General features: G+C 39.5%; 14 protein-coding genes and 1 pseudogene. 6 read left to right on the forward strand and 9 right to left on the reverse strand.

Features of this window, described 5'->3' with window-relative positions; all coding sequences use genetic code 11:
* Window positions 1-19 precede the first annotated feature (19 nt).
* The 6 genes from AC2D3N_RS08530 to AC2D3N_RS08555 form a co-directional block, all read right to left on the reverse strand.
* Window positions 20-718: a glycosyltransferase family 2 protein gene (locus AC2D3N_RS08530; RefSeq protein WP_484693355.1), complete on the reverse strand. Its 699-nt coding sequence runs from the start codon at window positions 716-718 to the stop codon at window positions 20-22.
* 5 nt (window positions 719-723) lie between these two features.
* Window positions 724-1,428: a glycosyltransferase family 2 protein gene (locus AC2D3N_RS08535; protein WP_484693356.1), complete on the reverse strand. Its 705-nt coding sequence runs from the start codon at window positions 1,426-1,428 to the stop codon at window positions 724-726.
* Window positions 1,429-1,543: 115 nt separating this feature from the next.
* Window positions 1,544-2,950: a hypothetical protein gene (locus AC2D3N_RS08540; protein WP_484693357.1), complete on the reverse strand. Its 1,407-nt coding sequence runs from the start codon at window positions 2,948-2,950 to the stop codon at window positions 1,544-1,546.
* A complete protein-coding gene (locus tag AC2D3N_RS08545; protein WP_484693358.1) occupies window positions 2,950-4,032 on the reverse strand; it encodes a hypothetical protein in 1,083 nt (360 codons plus the stop codon). Before AC2D3N_RS08545 ends, AC2D3N_RS08540 begins: the two co-directional genes overlap by 1 nt.
* Window positions 4,033-4,101: 69 nt before the next feature.
* Window positions 4,102-4,566 (reverse strand): PqqD family protein, encoded by a 465-nt coding sequence (locus AC2D3N_RS08550; RefSeq protein WP_484693359.1) that lies wholly within the window; start codon window positions 4,564-4,566, stop codon window positions 4,102-4,104.
* A 254-nt stretch (window positions 4,567-4,820) separates the two neighbouring features.
* A complete protein-coding gene (locus AC2D3N_RS08555; RefSeq protein WP_079676816.1) occupies window positions 4,821-6,053 on the reverse strand; it encodes a nucleotidyltransferase domain-containing protein in 1,233 nt (410 codons plus the stop codon).
* 267 nt (window positions 6,054-6,320) lie between these two features.
* Here AC2D3N_RS08555 and treY point away from each other — a divergent pair.
* The 3 genes and pseudogenes from treY (at window position 6,321) to AC2D3N_RS08570 (ending at window position 11,547) form a co-directional block, all read left to right on the forward strand.
* Window positions 6,321-9,126, forward strand: a pseudogene (treY, locus tag AC2D3N_RS08560) (malto-oligosyltrehalose synthase).
* Between the two features lie 175 nt (window positions 9,127-9,301).
* On the forward strand, window positions 9,302-10,363 hold the full coding sequence (locus AC2D3N_RS08565) for an SPFH domain-containing protein (protein ID WP_484693360.1): 1,062 nt from the start codon (window positions 9,302-9,304) through the stop codon (window positions 10,361-10,363).
* A gap of 8 nt (window positions 10,364-10,371) precedes the next feature.
* A complete protein-coding gene (locus tag AC2D3N_RS08570) occupies window positions 10,372-11,547 on the forward strand; it encodes a TFIIB-type zinc ribbon-containing protein (protein WP_484693361.1) in 1,176 nt (391 codons plus the stop codon).
* Window positions 11,548-11,681: 134 nt separating this feature from the next.
* Here AC2D3N_RS08570 and AC2D3N_RS08575 read toward each other — a convergent pair whose 3' ends face one another.
* The 3 genes from AC2D3N_RS08575 to treS form a co-directional block, all read right to left on the reverse strand.
* On the reverse strand, window positions 11,682-12,029 hold the full coding sequence (locus AC2D3N_RS08575) for a type II toxin-antitoxin system PemK/MazF family toxin (protein WP_079676807.1): 348 nt from the start codon (window positions 12,027-12,029) through the stop codon (window positions 11,682-11,684).
* Complete coding sequence (locus AC2D3N_RS08580) at window positions 12,026-12,241, reverse strand: hypothetical protein (protein ID WP_079676806.1); 216 nt, start codon at window positions 12,239-12,241, stop codon at window positions 12,026-12,028. The genes AC2D3N_RS08575 and AC2D3N_RS08580 overlap by 4 nt, the downstream gene beginning before the upstream one ends.
* A gap of 180 nt (window positions 12,242-12,421) precedes the next feature.
* Window positions 12,422-15,742, reverse strand: coding sequence for a maltose alpha-D-glucosyltransferase (gene treS / locus AC2D3N_RS08585; RefSeq protein ID WP_484693362.1), 3,321 nt, complete (start codon window positions 15,740-15,742; stop codon window positions 12,422-12,424).
* 394 nt (window positions 15,743-16,136) lie between these two features.
* On the opposite strand from treS, the gene AC2D3N_RS08590 reads away from it, so the two are divergent.
* From AC2D3N_RS08590 to AC2D3N_RS08600, 3 genes are all read left to right on the forward strand, one after another.
* Complete coding sequence (locus AC2D3N_RS08590) at window positions 16,137-17,210, forward strand: hypothetical protein (RefSeq protein WP_079676804.1); 1,074 nt, start codon at window positions 16,137-16,139, stop codon at window positions 17,208-17,210.
* 95 nt (window positions 17,211-17,305) lie between these two features.
* A complete protein-coding gene (locus AC2D3N_RS08595) occupies window positions 17,306-17,851 on the forward strand; it encodes a BON domain-containing protein (RefSeq protein WP_484693363.1) in 546 nt (181 codons plus the stop codon).
* A 235-nt stretch (window positions 17,852-18,086) separates the two neighbouring features.
* Entirely contained in the window at window positions 18,087-21,056 is a 2,970-nt protein-coding gene (locus AC2D3N_RS08600) for a PAS domain S-box protein (RefSeq protein WP_484693364.1), read from the forward strand.
* The last annotated feature ends 20 nt before the right edge of the window (window positions 21,057-21,076 follow it).

The following is a 21,076-nucleotide window of genomic DNA, read 5'->3' on the forward strand; positions in this document are numbered from 1 at the left end:
AGCCAGCAATTTTAATATCCTAACCTTTAGCACGGCGGCGGTCTAGTGATGCTTTCAAAATCTGAACATATTCAGCTTGGTATTCGCGTTGTTTAATTCCTTTATTGGTTTCATGCAGTCGGCGCTTGGCTACTAATTCGGGTAACATCATTGTCTGGAGTCCTAGCTCTGTAACACGCACCTGCCAACTAGCAAATTCGGCTATTTTCCACTGAGTTTCAAATAAGCCAACTTGAAAAAAAGACTCCCGTTTGATTAGCAATGCTGAGGGAATATGTCCTGGTACTAATTTAGGAGAAACCTGTAGTTTGGCTTTCAGATTTTCCCCCAATTCTGGACTAATAAACTGTTGAACCTGTCCGTATACGATATCAAGATTGGGGTTATTTGTAAATGCTGCCATTTGGTTGGTTAATTTATCTTCTACCCAAAGATCATCTGCATCGAGAAAGGCAAAAAAATCGCCTTTGGCTAATTCTATTCCTCGATTACGAGCCGCCGCCGTACCGCTATTGACTTGAAAACAGTATTGCACTGTAGTACCAAAGCGCTTTGCTATTTCTGCACTACCATCAGTTGAACCATCATCTATTACAATAATTTCTAGTGGCTGATAAGTTTGAGCTAGGACGCTTTCAATCGTTTCTGCTAAATACTTTTCGCAATTGTAGACTGGTATAATTACGCTGATCAAAGGGGTATAGTTCATTTTTTCCATTTTTTTTACTCAGGATTAGATAGCTTCTGATTGCGTTTTCGCTCAATTGATGACCTTAAAATTCCCATCAGTTCTGAGTTCATTTCTTTGGTTTGATGGGATAAATTAGAGTTATGAATACGCTTATATAAAAGGACTTCGGGTATAACCGCAATTACAATACCCCCATCCTTGGCGCGAAAAAACCAGTCAGCATCATTGGTTCGTCTGTAAGTTGGATCGAAATTACCAATTTTTTCAAACACAGTTTTACGGACAACTAAAGCACTGGGAATATAGCCTGCTACATCTGCATCTATATGCTCTTTTTTTAACCAAGAAGGCCAATCATTGCCAGACTCCAAGATGTTACGCATTTGGCAAATTGTAGCATCTATATGGGGATATTGAAGAAGATAATTAACTTGCAAATTCAGTTTATTAGATGTCCACAGATCGTCAACATCGAGAAAAGCAATTAACTCTCCCTGAGCAACTGAAATTCCGGTATTTTTTGCCGTTCCGTTACCTTGATTTTTTTGATAAATGTAGCGGATTTGTTGATCAGATCGCGCTATATTAGCGGTATTATCAGTTGAACCATCATCAACTACGATAATCTCGATTGGTCGATAGGTCTGTGCCAAAACACTTTCGATTGCTTCAGCTAGATGGCGATCGCCATTGTAAACTGGAATGATTACAGATACCAGACATTCATTTTCCGTCATTACTCTAACTCCTTTTTAACGACTTTAGAATTGCGTTTAAGCTCAAGAGATGCTTTAAATATTTTTGTCAAACAAGTACGATTTTTTAAGATTTGATCAGAAAGATTGGGAAACTTTACCATTTACCCAAATCAATTAACTGATAAACCTCACTCTCTTCAAAACTTTTCAAAAAATACCCAGCCGAAAGTTTTTTCCGAGTCTCACAATTCTTGAGATATTCATGGGTATCTATAATTAAGGAAGTATTTAGAGCTTTTTCGGCTGCTTCTGATAAGTTATTAAAGTACATCGGATAATCCTTACCCAGATATTCTACCACAGCAGGCAAAGGATTAATTAAAAGTGGGGTGGCTCTGGCAATACATTCGATTACGGCATTATTAGCACTTGAATCATATAAATCTACAAAAGCTATATTCTCGGATAGTAATTGATCATAGTCTTGGTTTGCTAGGTGCTGTATTTCTTTAGTATTCTGGAAAAATTTCTCCTCTATTTCTAATTGAGCTACATTTTTTTCCTTTTCTGCCAGCTTTTGAAGATATTCACTAGCCTGACCGAAAAAAATAGGAGTTAGCTTAATTTTTTCGTAATTTAAAGGGTTATCTTGTGCGATAGGTAATTGGTAAATTGCATTCAGCTTTCGCAACCACCAACCTATCTGCACAATCTTTTTTTGAGGATTATGGATAAATTTATCAAAATCAAACTGAACTTCTGATATTTCTGTGGGATGAATTAAAGTCGAAACTGGTTTGCCTGTTTGCTCCCTCAGCCATTGAGCCTGGTACTCAGATAAAGCAAATAATCCGACACAGGAATTAATCCTTTTTTTCCAAATCTCTTTAGCTAATATTCTTTGAGGAGAGTCTTGGTAATGAAACCAGGTTGGCATTCCTGGTGGATTATGGAGAAAACCAACCCAAGGCTGATTATAATCAGTAATCCCTTTTTCTTCGGAGGTTGCTAATTGGGAAAATACTCCATCTTGTTTCATTTTTTCTAAAATTCTAGCGGGTCTGGATCCTTCATGTCGATGTTCCCAAGAAAAGGTATTTTCTAGAAATCCATCAAATAAGATCCCTTGACTGTTGTGCAAAGGCTTTAAGGCATCGATCGCAAAACTCCAGCCACTTCGATGAAAGGAAAAAGTTTTTTGGTGATATAAATTAATTTTTCCGGCTGGATTTTCTTGAATTTCTTCAGATTTCTTTTTTGGTAAAGACTCCTGAGATTTTTGGACAATTAAGCCAAGATAGGCATAGTAGTGAGATAAATCAACTGCTTCTGCATCTATAGCTAAGGCTTTATCGTAATATTGAAATGCCTCATCAATCCGTTCTTTTTTTAGCAGCAGATTACCTAAATGTACATACGCAGGTAAGTAATCTGGGTAGAGACGTAAAACTTCCTGATAACCAAGAAATGCTCTTTCTAGGTTTCCCTTTAATTGCCACGCATAGGACAATTTTAATTGTAGGTCTGCGGATTTGTTGTTCAATTGCTTTGAATCTAGCATCAATTATTTTTAGATAAAAGTTCAAAAATCACTTGAGGAATTTGTTCTAAATCAGTGCCTAGTTCTAAATAATAAGCAGGAACTTGTTGCAAAACTTGCATCATAATTTGGCAAGCTTCTTTACCAGAACCTGGTAGTTGAATCATGGTACTTGGTACGAGTGAAGCTAAAGCAGCAGCAGCAGAGGTAGCTGTTAAGGAGGTATTTGTTTTGCCAGTAATGCGTGGAATTAAAACTGCACGGATGGGGAAATTGGTCAAAATTTTTTCAGGGAAATGTTCGTTAATGAAATAAAGTGCTTTTTCATCTGAAAGGCGATCGCTATTACTGATAGCCGCCGCCAAAAACGGTAATCTGTTCACATCATCGGCATTTTTCTTGCCCGTGTTGTAGATGCTAAACACCGTCGGGGTTGGTTCGCTGGTGATGAAACTGTAATCGTCGCTGGCATAAAAAAGCTCTGAATTTAGGCAAGTTAAAGCGGTTGTAGATTTACCAGATCCCCCCTTTCCGACTAGCAACACGCCACCCGATGGAAGTCCTACTGCACCACCATGAACTAGCTGAATGCCCCGCTTACTCATCCAAACGTTTAAAATTGCCCGTAGCGGCGAACCTTTTTCCCAATAGGGAATTTGTTCGGTTGTTTCAACCCAATAAATTCCTAGATTGCGATCGCTATCCAACAGACTTAACGCAAATGCACCCCATTGGAAACTGGTATGAATGCGATCGCTATTGAAACCGTAAATCTCTCCACGCTTGGGATGATGTTGATACCTCTGCCAAGGTGGAGGTGGCATTACGGTATTTGTCGAGGTGCTATCCCACAAACAAACTGTAAGTGCCTGATCGCAAAAAGGTTCTGTTTCTAAGTGTCCTAAAGCGGGGGTCATGTATGGAATTAAGGCTTCCCCTGCAAACCGCAACCGAATTTTTAACCCTGCTATGCAGTAAAAACGGTCAATACAACCCCCAGCAGAAACCTCAGCTTTTTCATATAATTCATAAACAGTATTGAAAAAATCTAAAGGGTCTTTCTGATCAGAATGATCAGGATTTTCAACTGTATTTGTAATCATCTGATTTTTGGGACTCAGCGATAATTATAAAACAATTGGGAGGAGTTTTTCCTCCCTTTTTTGAAGGAATTAAACTTCAACTTTAGCACTCGGCCAACCGATTTGCTCGTCAACTTCATGGATAGGATCTAAAGCCAGTAATTCTTCCATGTCCGTATATTTCTGTAAGCCGGGAGGTTCAAATTTTAATTTTTCTAAGTTTGTAATGGTTGGAGTTGGATCGTTAGGGTTGTTTTGGCTGTCTACCGCATCTCCTGTATGGGGAACAATCAGTTCTTCCTGTTGTAATTGTTCGATAAAATGATTAACGGCATTTTCAATAATGGTGCGATCGCCCTCATAGCGCTGAATGATTTCTGATACAATATCCCCTCTGGAAAGACCTCTAATCAAACCGTCCCAAATATCTGCACCGACTTTAACTAAACTAAAATAATCTCCCTGTTCCAAGTTGACAACGACGACTTCACCATCAATACTTTCATGAACAACTTTGGGAGTATTAGCATTAAATTTTTCGTCTGGGTTCATCATTTCTGATCTAGTTTTTGGGTGGATTAACTTATTTATATTTGATTTCCATTGATTTTAATCTATCCTTAGATATATGTCAAGTTTATTTTCCGGGAATTTGAGATTCGATTCGCAAAAAAATCTTGTTTATTCTGACTCAATTAAAAAGCCATAGTGTTACTATCCTTTAAAGAGTTAAAGGATCAAAATCTCTATTGTAAGAAGGGAGTAGATGACACCCCAAAAAACTTTTAGGAAATTGAAACAATGTTCAGTTATTTCTTAACCCTTTTGACAACCTGCTCTATTATTAATCGCAGGGGTCGCAGTAGATAGTAAATAAAAGCGGGAAATTTTGCTAAGGGGAGTACCAACCAATCGGTCGTTGTTGGTGTAATTGCAACCTTCAAAAAGTATCGTACCCGATCTTGAAATCGTTCTCTCACCTTGAGATGAAAGCGGGTGGTTGAACCATCTTTAAACGAACTATCAACAGAATAACAAAGCTGTTTGTATACTTGATCAGTTAGGGATTCTACTTCTGGATCGGCTTGTATTTTTTGTAGGATATCCTGGGGTATAATTGTTCCTAACAGATGATCAGCAAGGGTTAAACCTAAAAACAACATTCGTTGACCGCCTTTTTCCGTCGCTTTCTCGATTAATTTTGCCCAATCTAATTGGGGATGAGAGCGAATATATTCAGCTAAATCGCAGATCCGAGCAAGCTGTGTCCAACACTCTTTTGTTCCGTGTCCTGTAATTGCTAATACTGCATTTTCTGGCGATAGATTGGGTATCGTTTTCCCCGCAATCACAACAGAATCTAAGTTCTCCCATAACCCCTGATCATCAATGGGAAAAGAAAAATACTTGGGCATAATTCCCCAGTGAAGTTCTACCAATATTTCTTTCTGGGGGTGAAGAAATGGGTAAGCAGCTTCGCGGACAAATTGATAGATTTGATCCGATTGCAAAAACACTTTTTCCTGTTCCGGTGTTAGTTCGACGCGCTCAATTTTCATTTGATATCCCTCAGATAAAAACAGGGCTTTTGACCGTTCAATATCTGGAGTATGAATTAGAATATCTAAATCGCTGAACTGTCGCAGTAGCAAATTACCATAAGCCGTCGCCGCTAATACAGGCCCTTTAAACGGAAGAAGTGGGATTCCTTGGGTTTCAAACAAATTCAACAATCTGACCAGTTCACCACTCAATAAAAGGCTTTTGCGAGTATTAAACTGAAACTCTATTCGTAACTTTGTCAAAATTGGCTTGGGAACAAGTTCTGGACAAATTGCGTTCAGGTTTGAGTACAAAAGTGGCATCACCTTATGCTGATTCGCCATCTGTACCAACTCTACCCAATCTATAGTTTCTTGCAGTAAAGTTTTCAACCTTTGCCTGCTTTCTGCGTTTATCTGGGTGTTCGCACAAATTAGCAATACTTCTAGTTCATGCTGAATTCCCGTCAAAGAAGACCAACTTTGTGATTTTAATGACATTTGACTCCACTTGTCTGGCTATAACTTCATTAGTAACTTAATTTATTAATTAATGCAAGTTGCAAGTTATACCTATGTAGATATTGCTTGACTAGCGCAAAAAATTAAGAAAGCCAAGATTATCTCTAATATGGCAAGGGTGAAAAAATCTAATCATATTTGAAATTTATAAGCTAAAACAACATTTTCAATCTTTAGATAGATAACCAAAATGAAAAATCGAGGCTAAAATCAAAGTGTTCTCTATAATTTTATCTCAAAATCACTATGAGAATTCCTGTAGCTACCTATCGCATTCAGTTTAATAGCGATTTCCCATTTAATCAGGCTCAAGCAATTATTAATTATTTGCATGAATTGGGAATTTCCGACCTGTATGCGTCTCCCATTTTTAAAGCCAGAATTGGAAGTACCCATGGCTATGATATTGTTGATCAAAATCAACTGAACCCCGAACTAGGAACCCCCGAAGACTTTGATCAATTAATGGAAAAAATTAAAAATCAGGGGATGGGATGGTTACAGGATATTGTTCCTAACCACATGGCCTATGATAGTCAGAATAAATATTTAACCGATATCTTTCAATATGGTTCTGATTCCGATTATTTAGATTTTTTTGATATTGATTGGAAACATCCTGATTCCGATCTAAAAAGTCGTGTTTTAGCTCCCTTATTAGGAGATTTTTATGGTAATTGTTTAGAGAATAGAGAATTAACAATTTCCTATGAAGAAGAAGAATTATGTGTAAATTATTATAATCTAAAATTCCCCTTAAAAATTGAATCCTATACTTATTTAGTCAGTCATCGCCTGAAAGAATTAGAAGAAAGATTAGGACGAAGACACCCGAATGTCATTAAACTTTTAGGGGTGCTTTATGTTCTTAAAAATATTCCCAATGAAACCTCAAGTCAAGATCGGCGATCGCAAGCCTTATTTGCTAAAGGATTACTCTGGGGATTGTATCAAGAAAACGCCGATATCAAAAAAATTATTGATGAAAATATTCAATATTTGAATGGGGAAACCGGAGATACTGAAAGTTTTAACTTTTTAGATAAACTATTATCTGAACAAATTTTTCGATTATCCTATTGGAAAGTCGGTGCGGAAGAATTAAACTATCGACGCTTCTTTACCGTCAATGAGTTAATTAGTGTCAAGGTAGAAGATGAAAAAGTATTTAATAAAACCCATGATCTAATTTTTAAATTAGTCAGGTCGGGAAAATTTACCGGACTTAGAATTGATCATATTGATGGACTCTATAACCCCCTGCAATACTTACAATCTATTCGAGAAAAAGCCGGAAATATTTATCTAACCGTCGAGAAAATTTTAGAAATTGAGGAAGACTTACCCATCCAATGGCCGATTGAGGGAACCTCCGGTTATGAATTTTTAATTTATGTTAATAGTTTATTTTGTCAGAGCAAAAATGAAGACCGGTTTAGCCAAATTTATCGAGATGCAACGGGTTTAGCCGTATCCTTTAAACAACTATTAATTAACAAAAAACGCTTAATTGCCAATCGTAACTTAGCCGGAGATGCCGATAATTTAGCCCAATTACTCAAACAAATTGCAGGTCAATATCGTTACGGACGAGACTTAACCCTACATGGATTACAAACCGCTATTTTAGAAGTATTAGTCCGCTTTCCAGTCTATCGAACCTATATTAAGGAAGGACAAATCAGCGAAGCCGATCGACATTATGTTCAATTTGCAGTTCAAGAAGCTAAAGGAAAACATCCTGAACTGATTAATGAACTCAATTTAATTGAAAAGTTTCTCTTACTAGAATACGACCCCTATTTAAGCGAAGAAAACAAACGGTTATGGTTGCATTTTGTGATGAAATTTCAACAGTTTTCTGGGCCATTAACCGCAAAAGGAGTGGAAGATACCCTATTTTATGTTTATAACCGTTTTGTTTCTTTAAATGAAGTGGGTGGCGCACCCAATCACTTTGGAATTAGTCCCGATACCCTGCATCAATTTAATAAAAAACGGGCAAAAAGTTGGCCCCATACCCTGAATACCACCTCCACCCATGATACAAAACGCAGCGAAGATTTACGCGCTCGCTTAAACGTCATTTCTGAAATCCCGGATGAATGGGAAGCCCAAGTTAGAACTTGGATGGCGTTAAACCGTAACCAGAAAACCGAAACCGATGGACGGATTATTCCTGATGGAAATGATGAATATTTCTTGTATCAAAATTTAATCGGTTTCTTACCCCTTTGATGAAGTTGAATATCCCCAATTTGTAGAACGGGTCAAACAGTTTGCGATTAAAGCCGTCCGAGAAGCGAAATTTCATACAGCTTGGTTACGTCCTGACTCAGTTTATGAGGAAGGTTATCTAGCTTTTATTGATAAAATTTTAAATCCTTCTCAGGACAATAATTTTTTACAACAGTTCAGAACTTTTCAACAAAAAATAGCCTTTTATGGAATCTTTAATTCTCTCTCCCAAACCTTAATTAAAATCACGAGCCCGGGTTTACCCGACTTTTATCAAGGAACAGAACTTTGGGATTTTAGTTTAGTTGACCCGGATAATCGTCGTCCCGTTGATTATCAAAAACGGATGGAATATCTCAAGGAAATTAAAACCCGTTCTCAGAAAAATATTTTATCTTTAATTGAGGAGTTAAAACAAACACCAGAAGATGGAAGAATTAAGTTATTTTTAACAACTCAAGCGTTAGCCATCCGTCAACAATATCTGGAAGTTTATCAACAGGGGACTTACATTCCCTTAGAAATAACCGGAGACTATGGAGAACATATTTTAGCCTTTGGTCGCACCTATGGTCAGACGATTATAATTACCATTGTCCCCCGATTTTTAACAAGTTTAGTTGAACCCAAACAGTTTCCTTTAGGAAATAATATTTGGAAAGATACGGCGATTAAATTACCGGAAGATTGGACAAATGATTGGAAAGAGACAATTACAAATCAACGGATTAAAGGCAATCATTCCTTGAATATCGGAGATATTTTAACAGTGTTTCCCGTGGCTTTATTGGGAAGTTTATCTTTAGAGAATTAAGGGAATGGTTAATAAACTGGTACGGGCGGGTTTTTTTAGATCTTTGTTAATCACTTAAATCTTGATGAACCCGCCCCTACAACTGATGACTGATGGGTAATAGTTCTTAGAACTCAAATAGGATTGCTATAATAGAATAATCAGCAGTTTGTACTGACAAAATTGAGGTAAATCCATGGGATTATTTGATAATATTTTAGGTCAATTCATTGACGTTATCGAATGGCTTGACTCTACGAATGATACAATAATTTACCGTTTTCAGCGCCATAATAACGAAATCAAACAGGGAGCGAAACTCATTGTCCGACCGGGACAACAAGCTATTTTTGTGAATGAAGGGCAAATAGCTGATATTTTTCAACCCGGAACCTACGAACTTTATACCAAAAACTTACCCATTTTAAGTACCCTCAAAGCCTGGCCCTATGGGTTTAATTCTCCCTATAAAGCGGAAGTTTATTTTGTCAATACAAAAACCTTTACTAACTTAAAATGGGGAACGTCTAACCCCATTCCCATGAGAGATGCAGACTTTGGAGCCGTGCGGATTCGTGCCTATGGAAACTATAGTATTCGGGTTAATGAACCGGGAAATTTATTAAAAACCCTAGTCAGTACAGATGGGTTATTTCAAGTTGATGAAGTTCAAGATCATCTCCGTAATATTATCATCACAGAGTTTGCCTCTTGGTTAGGAAAAGCTCAAATTCCCCTGTTAAATTTTGCCTCCCATTATGCAGATTTTGGCGAACAAGTGCGTCAAGGAATTCAACCCCAAATGCAAGAAATCGGGGTCGAACTTACCGGGTTATATATTGAAAATGTTTCGGTTCCTCCGAGCGTTGAAGAAGCCATTGATAAACGGTCTTCGATGGGAATTTTAGGCAATCTGCAAGACTATGCCCAATATCAAGCCGCCAATGCCATTGAAGAATCAGCGAAAAATCCAGGTTCGGGTAACATGGGTTTAGAATTTGGGGTAGGAATGGCCATGGCACAAAAGTTAAATAACACGTTTAATACCCCGGCTTCTGCTCCTCCTCCCCCCATCATTCAATGGTTTATTGCCCAGAATGGTCAACCCGTTGGGCCATTGACCCCAGACCAACTGCGCCAGCAGGGACTAACACGCGATACCCTGGTTTGGCATTCGGGACTCCCAGGTTGGACGGCCGCGGCCCAAATTCCAGAATTAGCCCCCATCTTGCCGCCTCCGCCTCCGCCAGCGTTATAGAACAGTTTATGAACACCCCGGCATCAATCCAAAATTTTCCCTGTCCGAGTTGTGGTGCACCGATGGAGTTTAACCCGACGGGGGGAAAACTCAAATGTAGTTATTGTGGGTCGATGGAGGAAATTCCAGAGACGGGCACAGGGGCGCAAGAACGCTCCTATACCGATTCTTTGCAATGGGACTCTACCCCGGTTGCGAGCTTATCGGAAACGGCCTTAGAGGTCAAATGTACCGGATGTGGGGCCAATATTTTGTTTGAACCCTCCTCGGTAGCTAAAAATTGTCCGTTTTGTAATACCGCTTTAATTACCCAACCGCAAGCAGCTAATCCTACGGTGATTCCCGAGGGAATTATTCCCTTTCAAATCACAGGAAAACAGGCGCGAAATGAAATTCAAAAGTGGATTAAAAGTCGCTGGTTTGCTCCGTCTGCTTTGAAATACTTGGCACAACAGGAAAAAATTCATGGGATTTATTTACCCTTTTGGACTTACGATACTAACACCACCAGTGACTATCGGGGGGAACGGGGAGACTATTATTATGTCACGGAAACCTACAGGGTTACGGTCACAGATTCCGAGGGAAAACAACAGGAGGAAGAACGCACCCGGCAGGTCAGACATACCCGATGGTGTCCGGCATCGGGGCGGGTCAATCGCTGGTTTGATGATGTTTTAGTGGCGGCTACAAAATCGGTCGATACTGCCTATTTAAACGGCTTAGAACCTTGGGAGTTAAAACAATCTTTGAAACCCTATAATTCATCTTATTTAGCGGGATTTGAAGCCCAACGTCCCCAAATGAGTTTAAAAGAGGGATTTGAACAGGCCAAGCAGATTATGGCGGGTCAAATTCATCAAGATGTGCGCTGTCATATTGGTGGCGATGAACAAAAAGTTGATCATATTTCAACTGAATATGAAGATATTGCTTTTAAACCAATTTTGCTTCCAGTTTGGCTCTGTTCCTATGATTATCGAAATCAAAAATATCAAGTTTTAGTGAATGCTCGCACGGGAGAAGTGCAAGGAGCACGTCCCTATAGTCGGTTAAAAATTGCTGCTTCTATGATTGCAGGAATGGTAACGGCGACAGCAATTATTTTAGCGTTTATGGTGGATTGGAGTCAGGTTAAAATTCCTCGTTTTCCCCAACATCAACCCACTCAAAACAATCAATAGTGGGTAATGGGTAATGGAAAGAATACAGATATGATATTGGCTGAAGACGAAGCAAGTAGAAAATACAGGAAAGATCGCACGCATCTTTAGTAAGAAAATATAGAACGACAGTATCAAGATGGTTAAGTGAATTTCTATAACCCTAAACAATAACGAATTGATGTCTCAAGTTCTGCCATTTTAGTTTCAGAAATTCGTCCTGCTGGAGAATCAGGAAAACGATTTTTATCCAAAGAACGGATTTGAAAACATAAAAAAACAGTCTCCATGGGCAATCCACTTTCAGAAGAAGAAACACGCACATTAGTGGGAAAGTCACGGGTGATATTTTCACCTTTTGTTCCTACAATTACAGTAATAACTAAGGGTAGTTGGTTAATAGAATCAATTGATAAAATTAACACAGGTCTTTGTCCTGCTTGTTCTCTGCCCTGAACAGGGTTAAGATTAACAAAATAAATCTCGCCTCTTTGAATAGTCATAAATCAGTTAAACCATCCATTTCAGTTATTTTAAATTCCTGTTCTATTTGCTGAATCTCAGCTTGAATAGATAGATCGTTTGCCATCGCTTCTAGTTGTGTTGTTAAGTTAGAAACGCTGATTTCTATTTCTTGATCTCCATAAGTGGCTTTTAATCTTTCTAAAAAGCTCTGATCGAGTTCACTAGCTTTTAAACGATAGGTAGTTACCATGGGTGAGTTATTATTTTTGTTAAAGTTGATTTTCAGCCTGACTTTGGCTTCTATTATACCTCATTATCCACAACTGAACCGCCCCAAAAGTCAGAAACCGGGTTTCTATCAATATCTATTTACCAACAGTCCCTGATTAGAAACCCGGTTTCTTTGGCTTTGCCCATTCCCTCCTATAACCTAGTGAAGACTGGAGACTAATCGCTTGAGAGAAATATCTAATAATTCGGGACGATAATCTAAATGGTAGCCCAATTCTTGAATGGTTCTTTCTAACAAATAACAATCTAATAAAACGTTAAGTTCCTGTTTTCCTTGGGGCAAAAATCGATCTGGGGATGCGGTTTCTAAATAACTATTCAAGAAAGCCGCACTAACCCAGTTTGACCATAATTTGCTCCACTGTTCCATCTGGGCTAAATTCTCCGGGCGAATCATCCCATTATTAACTTCTTCTCGCAGGGCAAAACGGGTAGCAAAATCAAAGGATTGTAACATTCCCGCGACGTCTCGCAGGGGGGAACGTTTCATCCGTCTTTCACTGAGTGACCGATAGGATTCTCCCTCAAAATCAATGATCAGAAACTCTTTACCCGTATACAAAACATCATATAAGGAATAGTTGCCATGACATCGGGTTCTTAGGGCGGTAATTTTTAAATTTAATAGGCTTTGAAACCGACCTAAAATATAGTTTTGATTGTTCAAAATATGTTGGGCAAGGGGTTGAAGTTCCGAGGGTAAGGTGTGTAGTTGTTTCCTGAATTTTAACAGGACTTGCCCGGTTAAATTGCGAGAATATTGATAAATTGAGCGTTGATAAAAGGTAGAAAAGGGTTCCGGGGCAAAATTAGAATTATGGGGATCACTTGATAGAACAATATGAAATTCGGCGGTGCGTTTTCCCAACAGTTCGGCACTGGTTAAATAGGAACCAATCAGGAGTAAAACGTCTTCAGGAATGGGTTGTTGATAGAGGTCAAAGAATGAACCGGATGTAGATAAAATCTCTAAATCTTGACTGGGTTGTAGGATGACTCGATCAAAGTAATCTCGCAGACTATCTAAGGTATAATTCCAACCATTAATGGCATTGGGAATATACCCTTGCAGAACCCCTAAAGTGAGGGATTCTCCTCGATGACGACGATATTCTAATCCCCCTAATAATGGCGTTGTGTATCCTAATTGTTGTTTTTGTTCTAAAAATTTACGGACTTCTAACTCGGGATGGATACCTTCTTCTACTCGACGAAATAGTTTAAACAGGAAGCGATCGCCATAAATTACAAAGGAATTATCATACTCCTCTTTTAATAAATGAGGATCTAATTTCTGCTCTAAATCCTGTTGTTTTAAGACTTCCGTTGTGGTGGCAATTAAATTACCCGATCGACCCGCATAACGGTCAGAATTGATAATCATTTTTAAGGGTAAACTTAAAAAGTCAAGATTCTGTCCTACTTCTAATAAAATTCCGGTTTCTGTATTCTGTTGTACCGTTGCTAAGATGAATTGAGGGGTTTCTATTTTCAGAGTTTCTGCTAATTTATCCCCCGCATAGGCTAAAGGAACAAGATAGATTTCTGGGAATCCTTCTGTATATTCTACTTGCAATAAAACAATAATTGCTTGACTGTCTTTATAGGGAATAGGAATGGATTCTGTAATCTTTACAGATTGGAGAATGCGAGATTTAGAAAGAAACCAGCGACAGCGATAGATATAGGCGGGTAAAATAGATTCTAGGCGGGTTTTTAGGTTGGGTTGGGTGAGAATTTCTTGCCAATTATTTTGAACAATAAAAGTGGGTAATTGGGCTTGAGGTCGCGGTAATAAAGCGACTTTTGGATCAAACTGGAGCATAAACCAGTAAAACCCATGGGGAGATAAACTGATAAAATAGGAAGAATCGCTAATTTTAGGAAATTCTGTTCGGCCAAAAATCTCCACGGGAACCATGCCTTTAAAGGCGGATAAATCTAAATTCACCGATTGTACAAATCGAGATAAATTAGCCACAATTAACAGATGTTCTCCCTGATAAGTGCGGGTAAAAACCAGAACTTTCCGGTTTTCTGAATGTAAGATTTCAAAGGTTCCCCGTCCAAAGGCTTGAAACCGTTTTCGCATAGCAATTATCCGTTTCATCCAGGATAAAAAGGAATTAGGATTACTACTTTGGGATTCGACGTTAACGGCTTTATAATCGTATTCAGAATCAAAAATTAAGGGTAAATAGAGTTTTTGTGGATTCGCCCGACTAAACCCAGCATTGCGATCGGGACTCCATTGCATGGGGGTTCTAACGCCATTGCGATCGCCAATATAAATATTATCTCCCATGCCAATTTCATCCCCGTAATAAAGTACGGGAGTTCCGGGTAAGGAGAGTAATAAACTATTCATTAATTCAATCTGACGGCGATCATTTCCGAGTAAGGGTGCGAGACGACGCCGAATACCTAAATTAATTCTAGCTTGGGGATCTTGAGCATAAACTTTATACATATAATCCCGATCTTCATCGGTTACCATTTCTAAGGTTAATTCATCATGATTCCTTAAAAATAATGCCCATTGACAGTTATCAGGAATTGCGGGGGTTTGATTTAAAATATCAATAATTGGAAAGCTATCTTCCATCCGTAATGCCATAAATAATCGAGGCATTAAGGGGAAGTGAAAATTCAGGTGACATTCATTCCCATCACCATAATAAGCCGCCGCATCCTCCGGCCATTGGTTGGCTTCTGCGAGGAAAATTCGGTTAGCATAATTTGTGTCTAAATAACTGCGTAATTGTTTTAACAGTTGATGGGTTTCAGGTAGGTTTTCACAGTTGGTACCCTCCCGTTCAAAAATATAAGGAATAGCATCGAGTCGCATTCCATCCACCCCCATTTCCATCCAGAAATCTAAGACTTCTAAAATGGCGGTGATCACTTCTGGGTTTTCATAATTCAAATCGGGTTGATGGGCATAAAACCGATGCCAATAGTAGGCTTTTGCCACACTATCCCAAGCCCAATTTGAGGTTTCAAAATCTTGGAAAATAATTCGGACTTCTGGATATTTTTCTGGGGTATCACTCCAGACATAAAAATCCCGTTCTTTACTGCCTTTGGGGGCTAATCTTGCCCGTTGAAACCAGGGATGTTGATCGGAGGTATGATTAATCACTAATTCGACAATCACGCGAATTCCGCGATCGTGGGCAGCATTTAAAAAGGTTTTAAAATCTTCTAAATTCCCATAAATTCCATTAACATTAATATAGTCGGCAATATCATAACCATCATCTCGCAAGGGGGAAGGAAAAAACGGCAGAATCCAGAGGGCTGTTACTCCTAAATCCTGTAAATAATCTAATTTTTCCGTTAATCCAATAAAATCTCCAATTCCATCCCCATTACTATCAGCAAAGGCGCGAACTGGAACTTCATAAATAATGGCATCTTTAAACCACAGGGAATCGTTAGGGAGTTTATTGTGTTGCATTTTCTTGAATTACCTAAGATTTTCGGTGTTTTGTTTGAATAGAGTTAATACACACTTTCCCATTCTAAAACAAATGATCAGGAAAATCATCGTTCTTTAGATATAACTTAATAATCAGTCATCAGTGATCACTGATGACTGAAAAAAACTTGTCTCTAAAGACAGAGGAAAAATATTTTTGACCTCGTTAACGTAGTGATTATGGAAGTTAAAACTCGTGAGTAAATATCTGTAAACCTCAGATCGTCTTGAGGAGATGAGATAACTTAAAAAATCATAGTGTTGATCAGGATGACGAAATTTATCATCTTACTTTCGCACTAAGACTTAATAATTTGAGTCGATCTTGTTGAAGCCAAAAAAACAAATTAAGATATTTTCAAGGAAGAATATTATGGTCATTAGTCAATCTAATTCTGTAGCGACTAAAAATCAGCGTGCCGTAGGTGTGTTTCCTAACCGGAGTACGGCGGAAGAAGCTCTTTATGCCTTAAGAGACTCTGGTTTTCCGATGAATCAGGTTTCCGTGATGACAAAAGACGCGATTCATGACGAGGAAATTGCTGGGGCCGATGTCAGTGATTCCGTTTCCAAGGATCACGTTGCCAACCGAGTTGATAATAAAGCCGAAGAAGGGGCAGTCTTGGGAGTGACCACAGGGGGGGTTTTGGGTGGATTGACGGGGTTATTAGTCGGTTTAGGCAGTATTGCCATCCCGGGAGTTGGCCCGATTATGTTAGCAGGAGCCGCTACTACAGCGATCGCAACAACCTTAGCCGGGACAGCCATTGGGGTTGCCACCGGAGGGTTATTAGGGGGATTGATTGGCCTGGGAATTCCCGAAGCAGATGCCAAAATCTATAACGACTGCATCGGTCGCGGTGAATATTTAATTATTGTTGATGGCAACGAGGCGGATCTTGCCCGCGCCCACCAAATTTTACAAACCCATAATATTCGGGAATACAGGGTTTATGATGCCCCCGGTCTGGCTTCGATGTCCCCGGAACACCTCAACCGAGATATTACTTTCTCTGCTCCAGATCATTCCCTGCATACCAACGGCAATAAACTGGCGATGGGTGTATTCTCCAATCCACAGGATACCGAACGGGCGATTACCGATTTAAGAAGTACAGGTTTCCCCTTACGTCAGATTCGTTTAGTCTCTCATCAACCGAAATCCCAAGGGTTTGCAGATATTGAAATGAGCGATCGCTTTGATGGCATGGGAGACGGTATCTCCACTGAACATACCAAAATCTATAACGATCGCCTAGATCGGGGTGATTTCGTTGTGCTGGTCAGTGGTACAAAAGATGAAGTTCAACGGGCGGCGCCGATTTTCCGCAATCATAAAATTGAACAATGGCACGTCTATGATCAAACCGAAGTTCCGCTAATAGAAACTCGCCCAACAAAACCATTAACGTCCCTTGGTCGCGATCGCACTAATTTCCCTGTTTAAAAGCGATTAATGGCCGAATTGGGAACAGCAGAACTGGGTGAACTCTTATGGTTCCGGTGTTCCCTACTTTATATTTTTGTTTAGGAGTTTCCATCATGAAAAAATTAACCGCTTTACTCATCGGTAGTGCTTTACTACTGAGCACTATAGCCTGCGGAAATGTCGCTAAAACCAGTACGGGTGCACCAAGTGGGTCGAACCAAACCGCAGAAACCCCCACGGTAGAAACGGCCCAAGCCGTTCAGAAAGATGCCAAAAGTGACCTGCGGCAACGTCAGCTTAATGAAGATATTCGGGCGCGGGAACAACGGAATAATTTGACCGGTGGTGATGCAATTCGAGCCGATAGTGATTTAGAGAATGAGGTGCGCTCTAAACTAGAGGCGAATTTACCTGCGAGTCAACTCACAGTTACAGCTAAAGATGGAGTGGTAACGGTGGCTGGAACAGTGCCAAACCAACCCCAATATGACCGCATTGATCCCTTAGCAAAAGAAATTAAAGGGGTAACGGGGGTTGTAGTTAATGTAGCGATCGCCCCAGCCCAACCAGGGAAAGAAGCCCAATCTAAAACCGAAGATAAAAAGGTTGAACCAGTGACTAATAATAATTCGGAACAGCCCCCAACCAATCCCAATTAAGAAAAAAAATTATAGGATTAATGGAAAAATTCTATTAAACCGTCTGCCCGCCTTGAATTTGTTTCAAGGCGGGTTTGACTTTTGATCAGGATTATGATGATTTGTAACTCTTGCAGACAGTTATGATTAAAGATAGTCAATCAAACTTAAGGGTACTATGCCTAAAATATCTCTTGGAAAGCCCAGGATTAAGAATAAAGCTATGATCCCTGATCAATTATTCTAACAATCACCCATGAGATCCACTCCCCCTGCGCCCGATCCCGTTCCCCCCATTAGACCTAAAGTGCGCCTGCGAACTACCCTAGTTGTTACATTTGTTGTTCAAATTGTTGCCGCCGTTGGATTGGTCGGGTATCTTTCCTTTAGAAATGCTCAAAAAGCCGTCAATACCCTGGCTTCTCAACTGCGTAGCGAACTGAGTGCCCGCATTGAACAGGAACTCAAAAGCTATTTTGAAAACCCCTACAGACTTAACCAACTCAATAGTCGTGCATTTTCACGCGGGGAACTCGATGTTACAACGGTTGACAGCGCGCTTCCCCTGTTAGATCAATTGAAAATATCTCCCCTTCTGTACGCTATCTATTGTGGTAACTCCCAAGGAGAATTTTTAGGGGCGGTGAGGATTTTAGAAAATAATACCTTGGGGTTGTGGACGGCGAACATTGAAACGGGACAACATTTATATCTCTACAATATTGATGGTCAAGGACGGCCCACCACATTACACAAGGATAGCGGGACTGTTTATGACCCGCGACAACGCCCTTGGTATCAAAAAGCCCAAAAAACCGGGCGTCCGGTCTGGAGTGATATCTATTTGGCCTTTTCCACTGGTTTACCCACGGTTACAGCCAGTCAACCGATTTATAATCCCGAGACGGACGAACTGCTGGGGGTTTGCGCCACGGATGTTTTACTACCCGATGATTTCCGCAAATTTCTTTCAAGGTTAGCGATCGGAAAATCCGGTATTGCCTTTGTCAGCGATCACACTGGCCAGTTACTTTCGAGTTCCACCGATGAAACCCTCACCGTCGGAGAAGGCAAGCAAGCCAAACTCCTCCCGGCAAACGATAGCCAAAATCCCTTAATTAGAGGCGCGACTCAACAAATTATTTCTCAATATGGCAGTTTTGCCAGCTTAGATAAACCTGTACAAACGGAGTTTCTACTCAATAATCAACGGAAATTTATTCAAGTTTTACCCTTTAAAGATGGTCGGGGACTGGACTGGTTAATTGTAGTTGTGATTCCAGAAAGCGATTTTATGGATGAAATTAATGCCAATAATCGCTTGACTATTATTTTATGTTTAGTGGCATTAGCGATCGCAATTTTAGCGGGTATTGCTACCTCCCGCTGGATTTCTCAACCGATTTTGAAATTAAGCAGCGCATCGGAAGCAATTGCTCAAGGTCAACTGGATCAACATATTGAAACCAAAGGGATTACAGAGCTTGAAATTTTAGCCAGTTCTTTTAATACCATGACCGAGCAACTGCAAGAATCCTTTGCTAAATTAGAAGCAAAAAATGCCGATTTAGAACAGGCAAAACAGGCTTTATCCGCTGCCAAGGAACAGCTAGAAGCGGTATTAAATGCCGTACCCGGTTCAATTTCTTGGATGAATGCTGAGGGGATTTATTTAGGAGTCAATCGTCATCTAGCGGATAATTTAAGTTTGGAAACTGAAGAAATTTTAGGTCAAAAAATCGGATTTTTTGAACAGGGTTCCGACTATGTTAAATTTCTGCATCAGTTTCTGGCAAGTCCTGAACATTCAGCCTCCCAAATTCTGCCAATTATGCAAAATAATCAACGGCGTTACTATTTAATTGTGGTGCAGAAATATCAGCAAGGTTCGGCTTCCGTTGCCGTGGGAATTGATATTACCGAACGTCGGCAAGCGGAAGAAGCCCTAAGAATTGCGGAGGAGAACTATCGCAGTATTTATGAAAATGCCTTAGAAGGAATTTTTCAATATAGTCCTGAACATTCTTATATTAATGTTAATCCGGCCATGGCTCGGATTTATGGTTATGATTCCCCCCAAGCCTTGATGGATATTCTACATACTTCTAGGTATTCTTTATATGTACAACCGGAACGGCATCAAGAATTTATTAATTTAATGGAGGAACAGGAAACGGTTTCTAACTTTGAATTTCAAATTTATCGAGCGGATAGACATAAAATTTGGATTTCTGCCAGTGCTAAACCTGTCTTTAATCCCGATGGCAATTTACTCTATTACCAAGGATTTATTGCCGATATTACGGAACGGAAAAAAGCTGAAGTTGAGCGACAACAGTTTATTGAGGAACTCTTTGAAGTCAATAGTAATTTAGAAGTTGCCATGCAAACTCAATTAGAATTAACAGAAGCTGCCACTCGTTTTGTGCCTCAACAATTCCTCTCTCTCCTCGGTTATAACAGCATTGCCGAGGTGAAATTAGGGGAAGGAGTACAACATAAAATGTCTATTTTATTTTCCGATATTCGAGACTTTACAGCCCTTTCAGAAAAGATGACCCCGGAAGATAATTTCCAATTTATTAACTCCTATCTTTCGCGTATGGAACCTGCAATTACCCAACATCAAGGGTTTATTGATAAATATATTGGTGATGCGATTATGGCGTTATTTAATGGGGGTGCAGATGATGCCATTAAAGCTGGAATTACCATGTTACAAGAACTGGTGGAATATAATAGTTACCGGGGGCGACCCGACCGACCAACCGTATCTATTGGAATTGGAATTAATACGGGATCTTTAATGTTGGGAACCGTGGGCGGAGAAAATCGCATGGATAGTACGGTGATTAGCGATGCGGTGAATTTAGCCTCTCGAATTGAAGGACTAACCAAATATTTTGGTGTGCCTTTATTAATTTCTGAATATACGTTAAAGGCGTTACAAGATCCTAGTCTTTATGGCATTCGGTTAATGGGTCGGGTTAATGTGAAAGGGAAATCGGAAATGGTGTCTGTTTTTGAAGTTTTTGATGCCGATTTACCTAAAATTAAGGCCGGAAAATTGGCGACTAAAACTCTATTTGAAGAAGCAGTTTCTCTTTATAATATTGAAAATTATCAGGAATCAATTAAAGCCTTTGAATCTTGTTTAGCCCTAAATCCCATTGACCGAGTGGCTAAATTTTATTTAGAACACATCCGTAATCAAGTTTCATTTTAACTACCCATCAACAAATGGAA

The organism is Planktothrix sp. PLAVEN19ND, assembly GCF_057220675.1.

Bases quoted from the DNA above. Each gene is read 5' to 3' on its own strand.
- AC2D3N_RS08575 (WP_079676807.1), bottom strand. From the start codon at position 12,029: ATGACTATTCAAAGAGGCGAGATTTATTTTGTTAATCTTAACCCTGTT.
- AC2D3N_RS08550 (WP_484693359.1), bottom strand. From the start codon at position 4,566: ATGATGAACCCAGACGAAAAATTTAATGCTAATACTCCCAAAGTTGTT.
- AC2D3N_RS08565 (WP_484693360.1), top strand. From the start codon at position 9,302: ATGGGATTATTTGATAATATTTTAGGTCAATTCATTGACGTTATCGAA.
- AC2D3N_RS08530 (WP_484693355.1), bottom strand. From the start codon at position 718: ATGGAAAAAATGAACTATACCCCTTTGATCAGCGTAATTATACCAGTC.
- AC2D3N_RS08595 (WP_484693363.1), top strand. From the start codon at position 17,306: ATGAAAAAATTAACCGCTTTACTCATCGGTAGTGCTTTACTACTGAGC.
- treS (WP_484693362.1), bottom strand. From the start codon at position 15,742: ATGCAACACAATAAACTCCCTAACGATTCCCTGTGGTTTAAAGATGCC.
- AC2D3N_RS08600 (WP_484693364.1), top strand. From the start codon at position 18,087: ATGAGATCCACTCCCCCTGCGCCCGATCCCGTTCCCCCCATTAGACCT.
- AC2D3N_RS08590 (WP_079676804.1), top strand. From the start codon at position 16,137: ATGGTCATTAGTCAATCTAATTCTGTAGCGACTAAAAATCAGCGTGCC.
- AC2D3N_RS08570 (WP_484693361.1), top strand. From the start codon at position 10,372: ATGAACACCCCGGCATCAATCCAAAATTTTCCCTGTCCGAGTTGTGGT.
- AC2D3N_RS08580 (WP_079676806.1), bottom strand. From the start codon at position 12,241: ATGGTAACTACCTATCGTTTAAAAGCTAGTGAACTCGATCAGAGCTTT.
- AC2D3N_RS08535 (WP_484693356.1), bottom strand. From the start codon at position 1,428: ATGACGGAAAATGAATGTCTGGTATCTGTAATCATTCCAGTTTACAAT.
- AC2D3N_RS08540 (WP_484693357.1), bottom strand. From the start codon at position 2,950: ATGCTAGATTCAAAGCAATTGAACAACAAATCCGCAGACCTACAATTA.
- AC2D3N_RS08545 (WP_484693358.1), bottom strand. From the start codon at position 4,032: ATGATTACAAATACAGTTGAAAATCCTGATCATTCTGATCAGAAAGAC.
- AC2D3N_RS08555 (WP_079676816.1), bottom strand. From the start codon at position 6,053: ATGTCATTAAAATCACAAAGTTGGTCTTCTTTGACGGGAATTCAGCAT.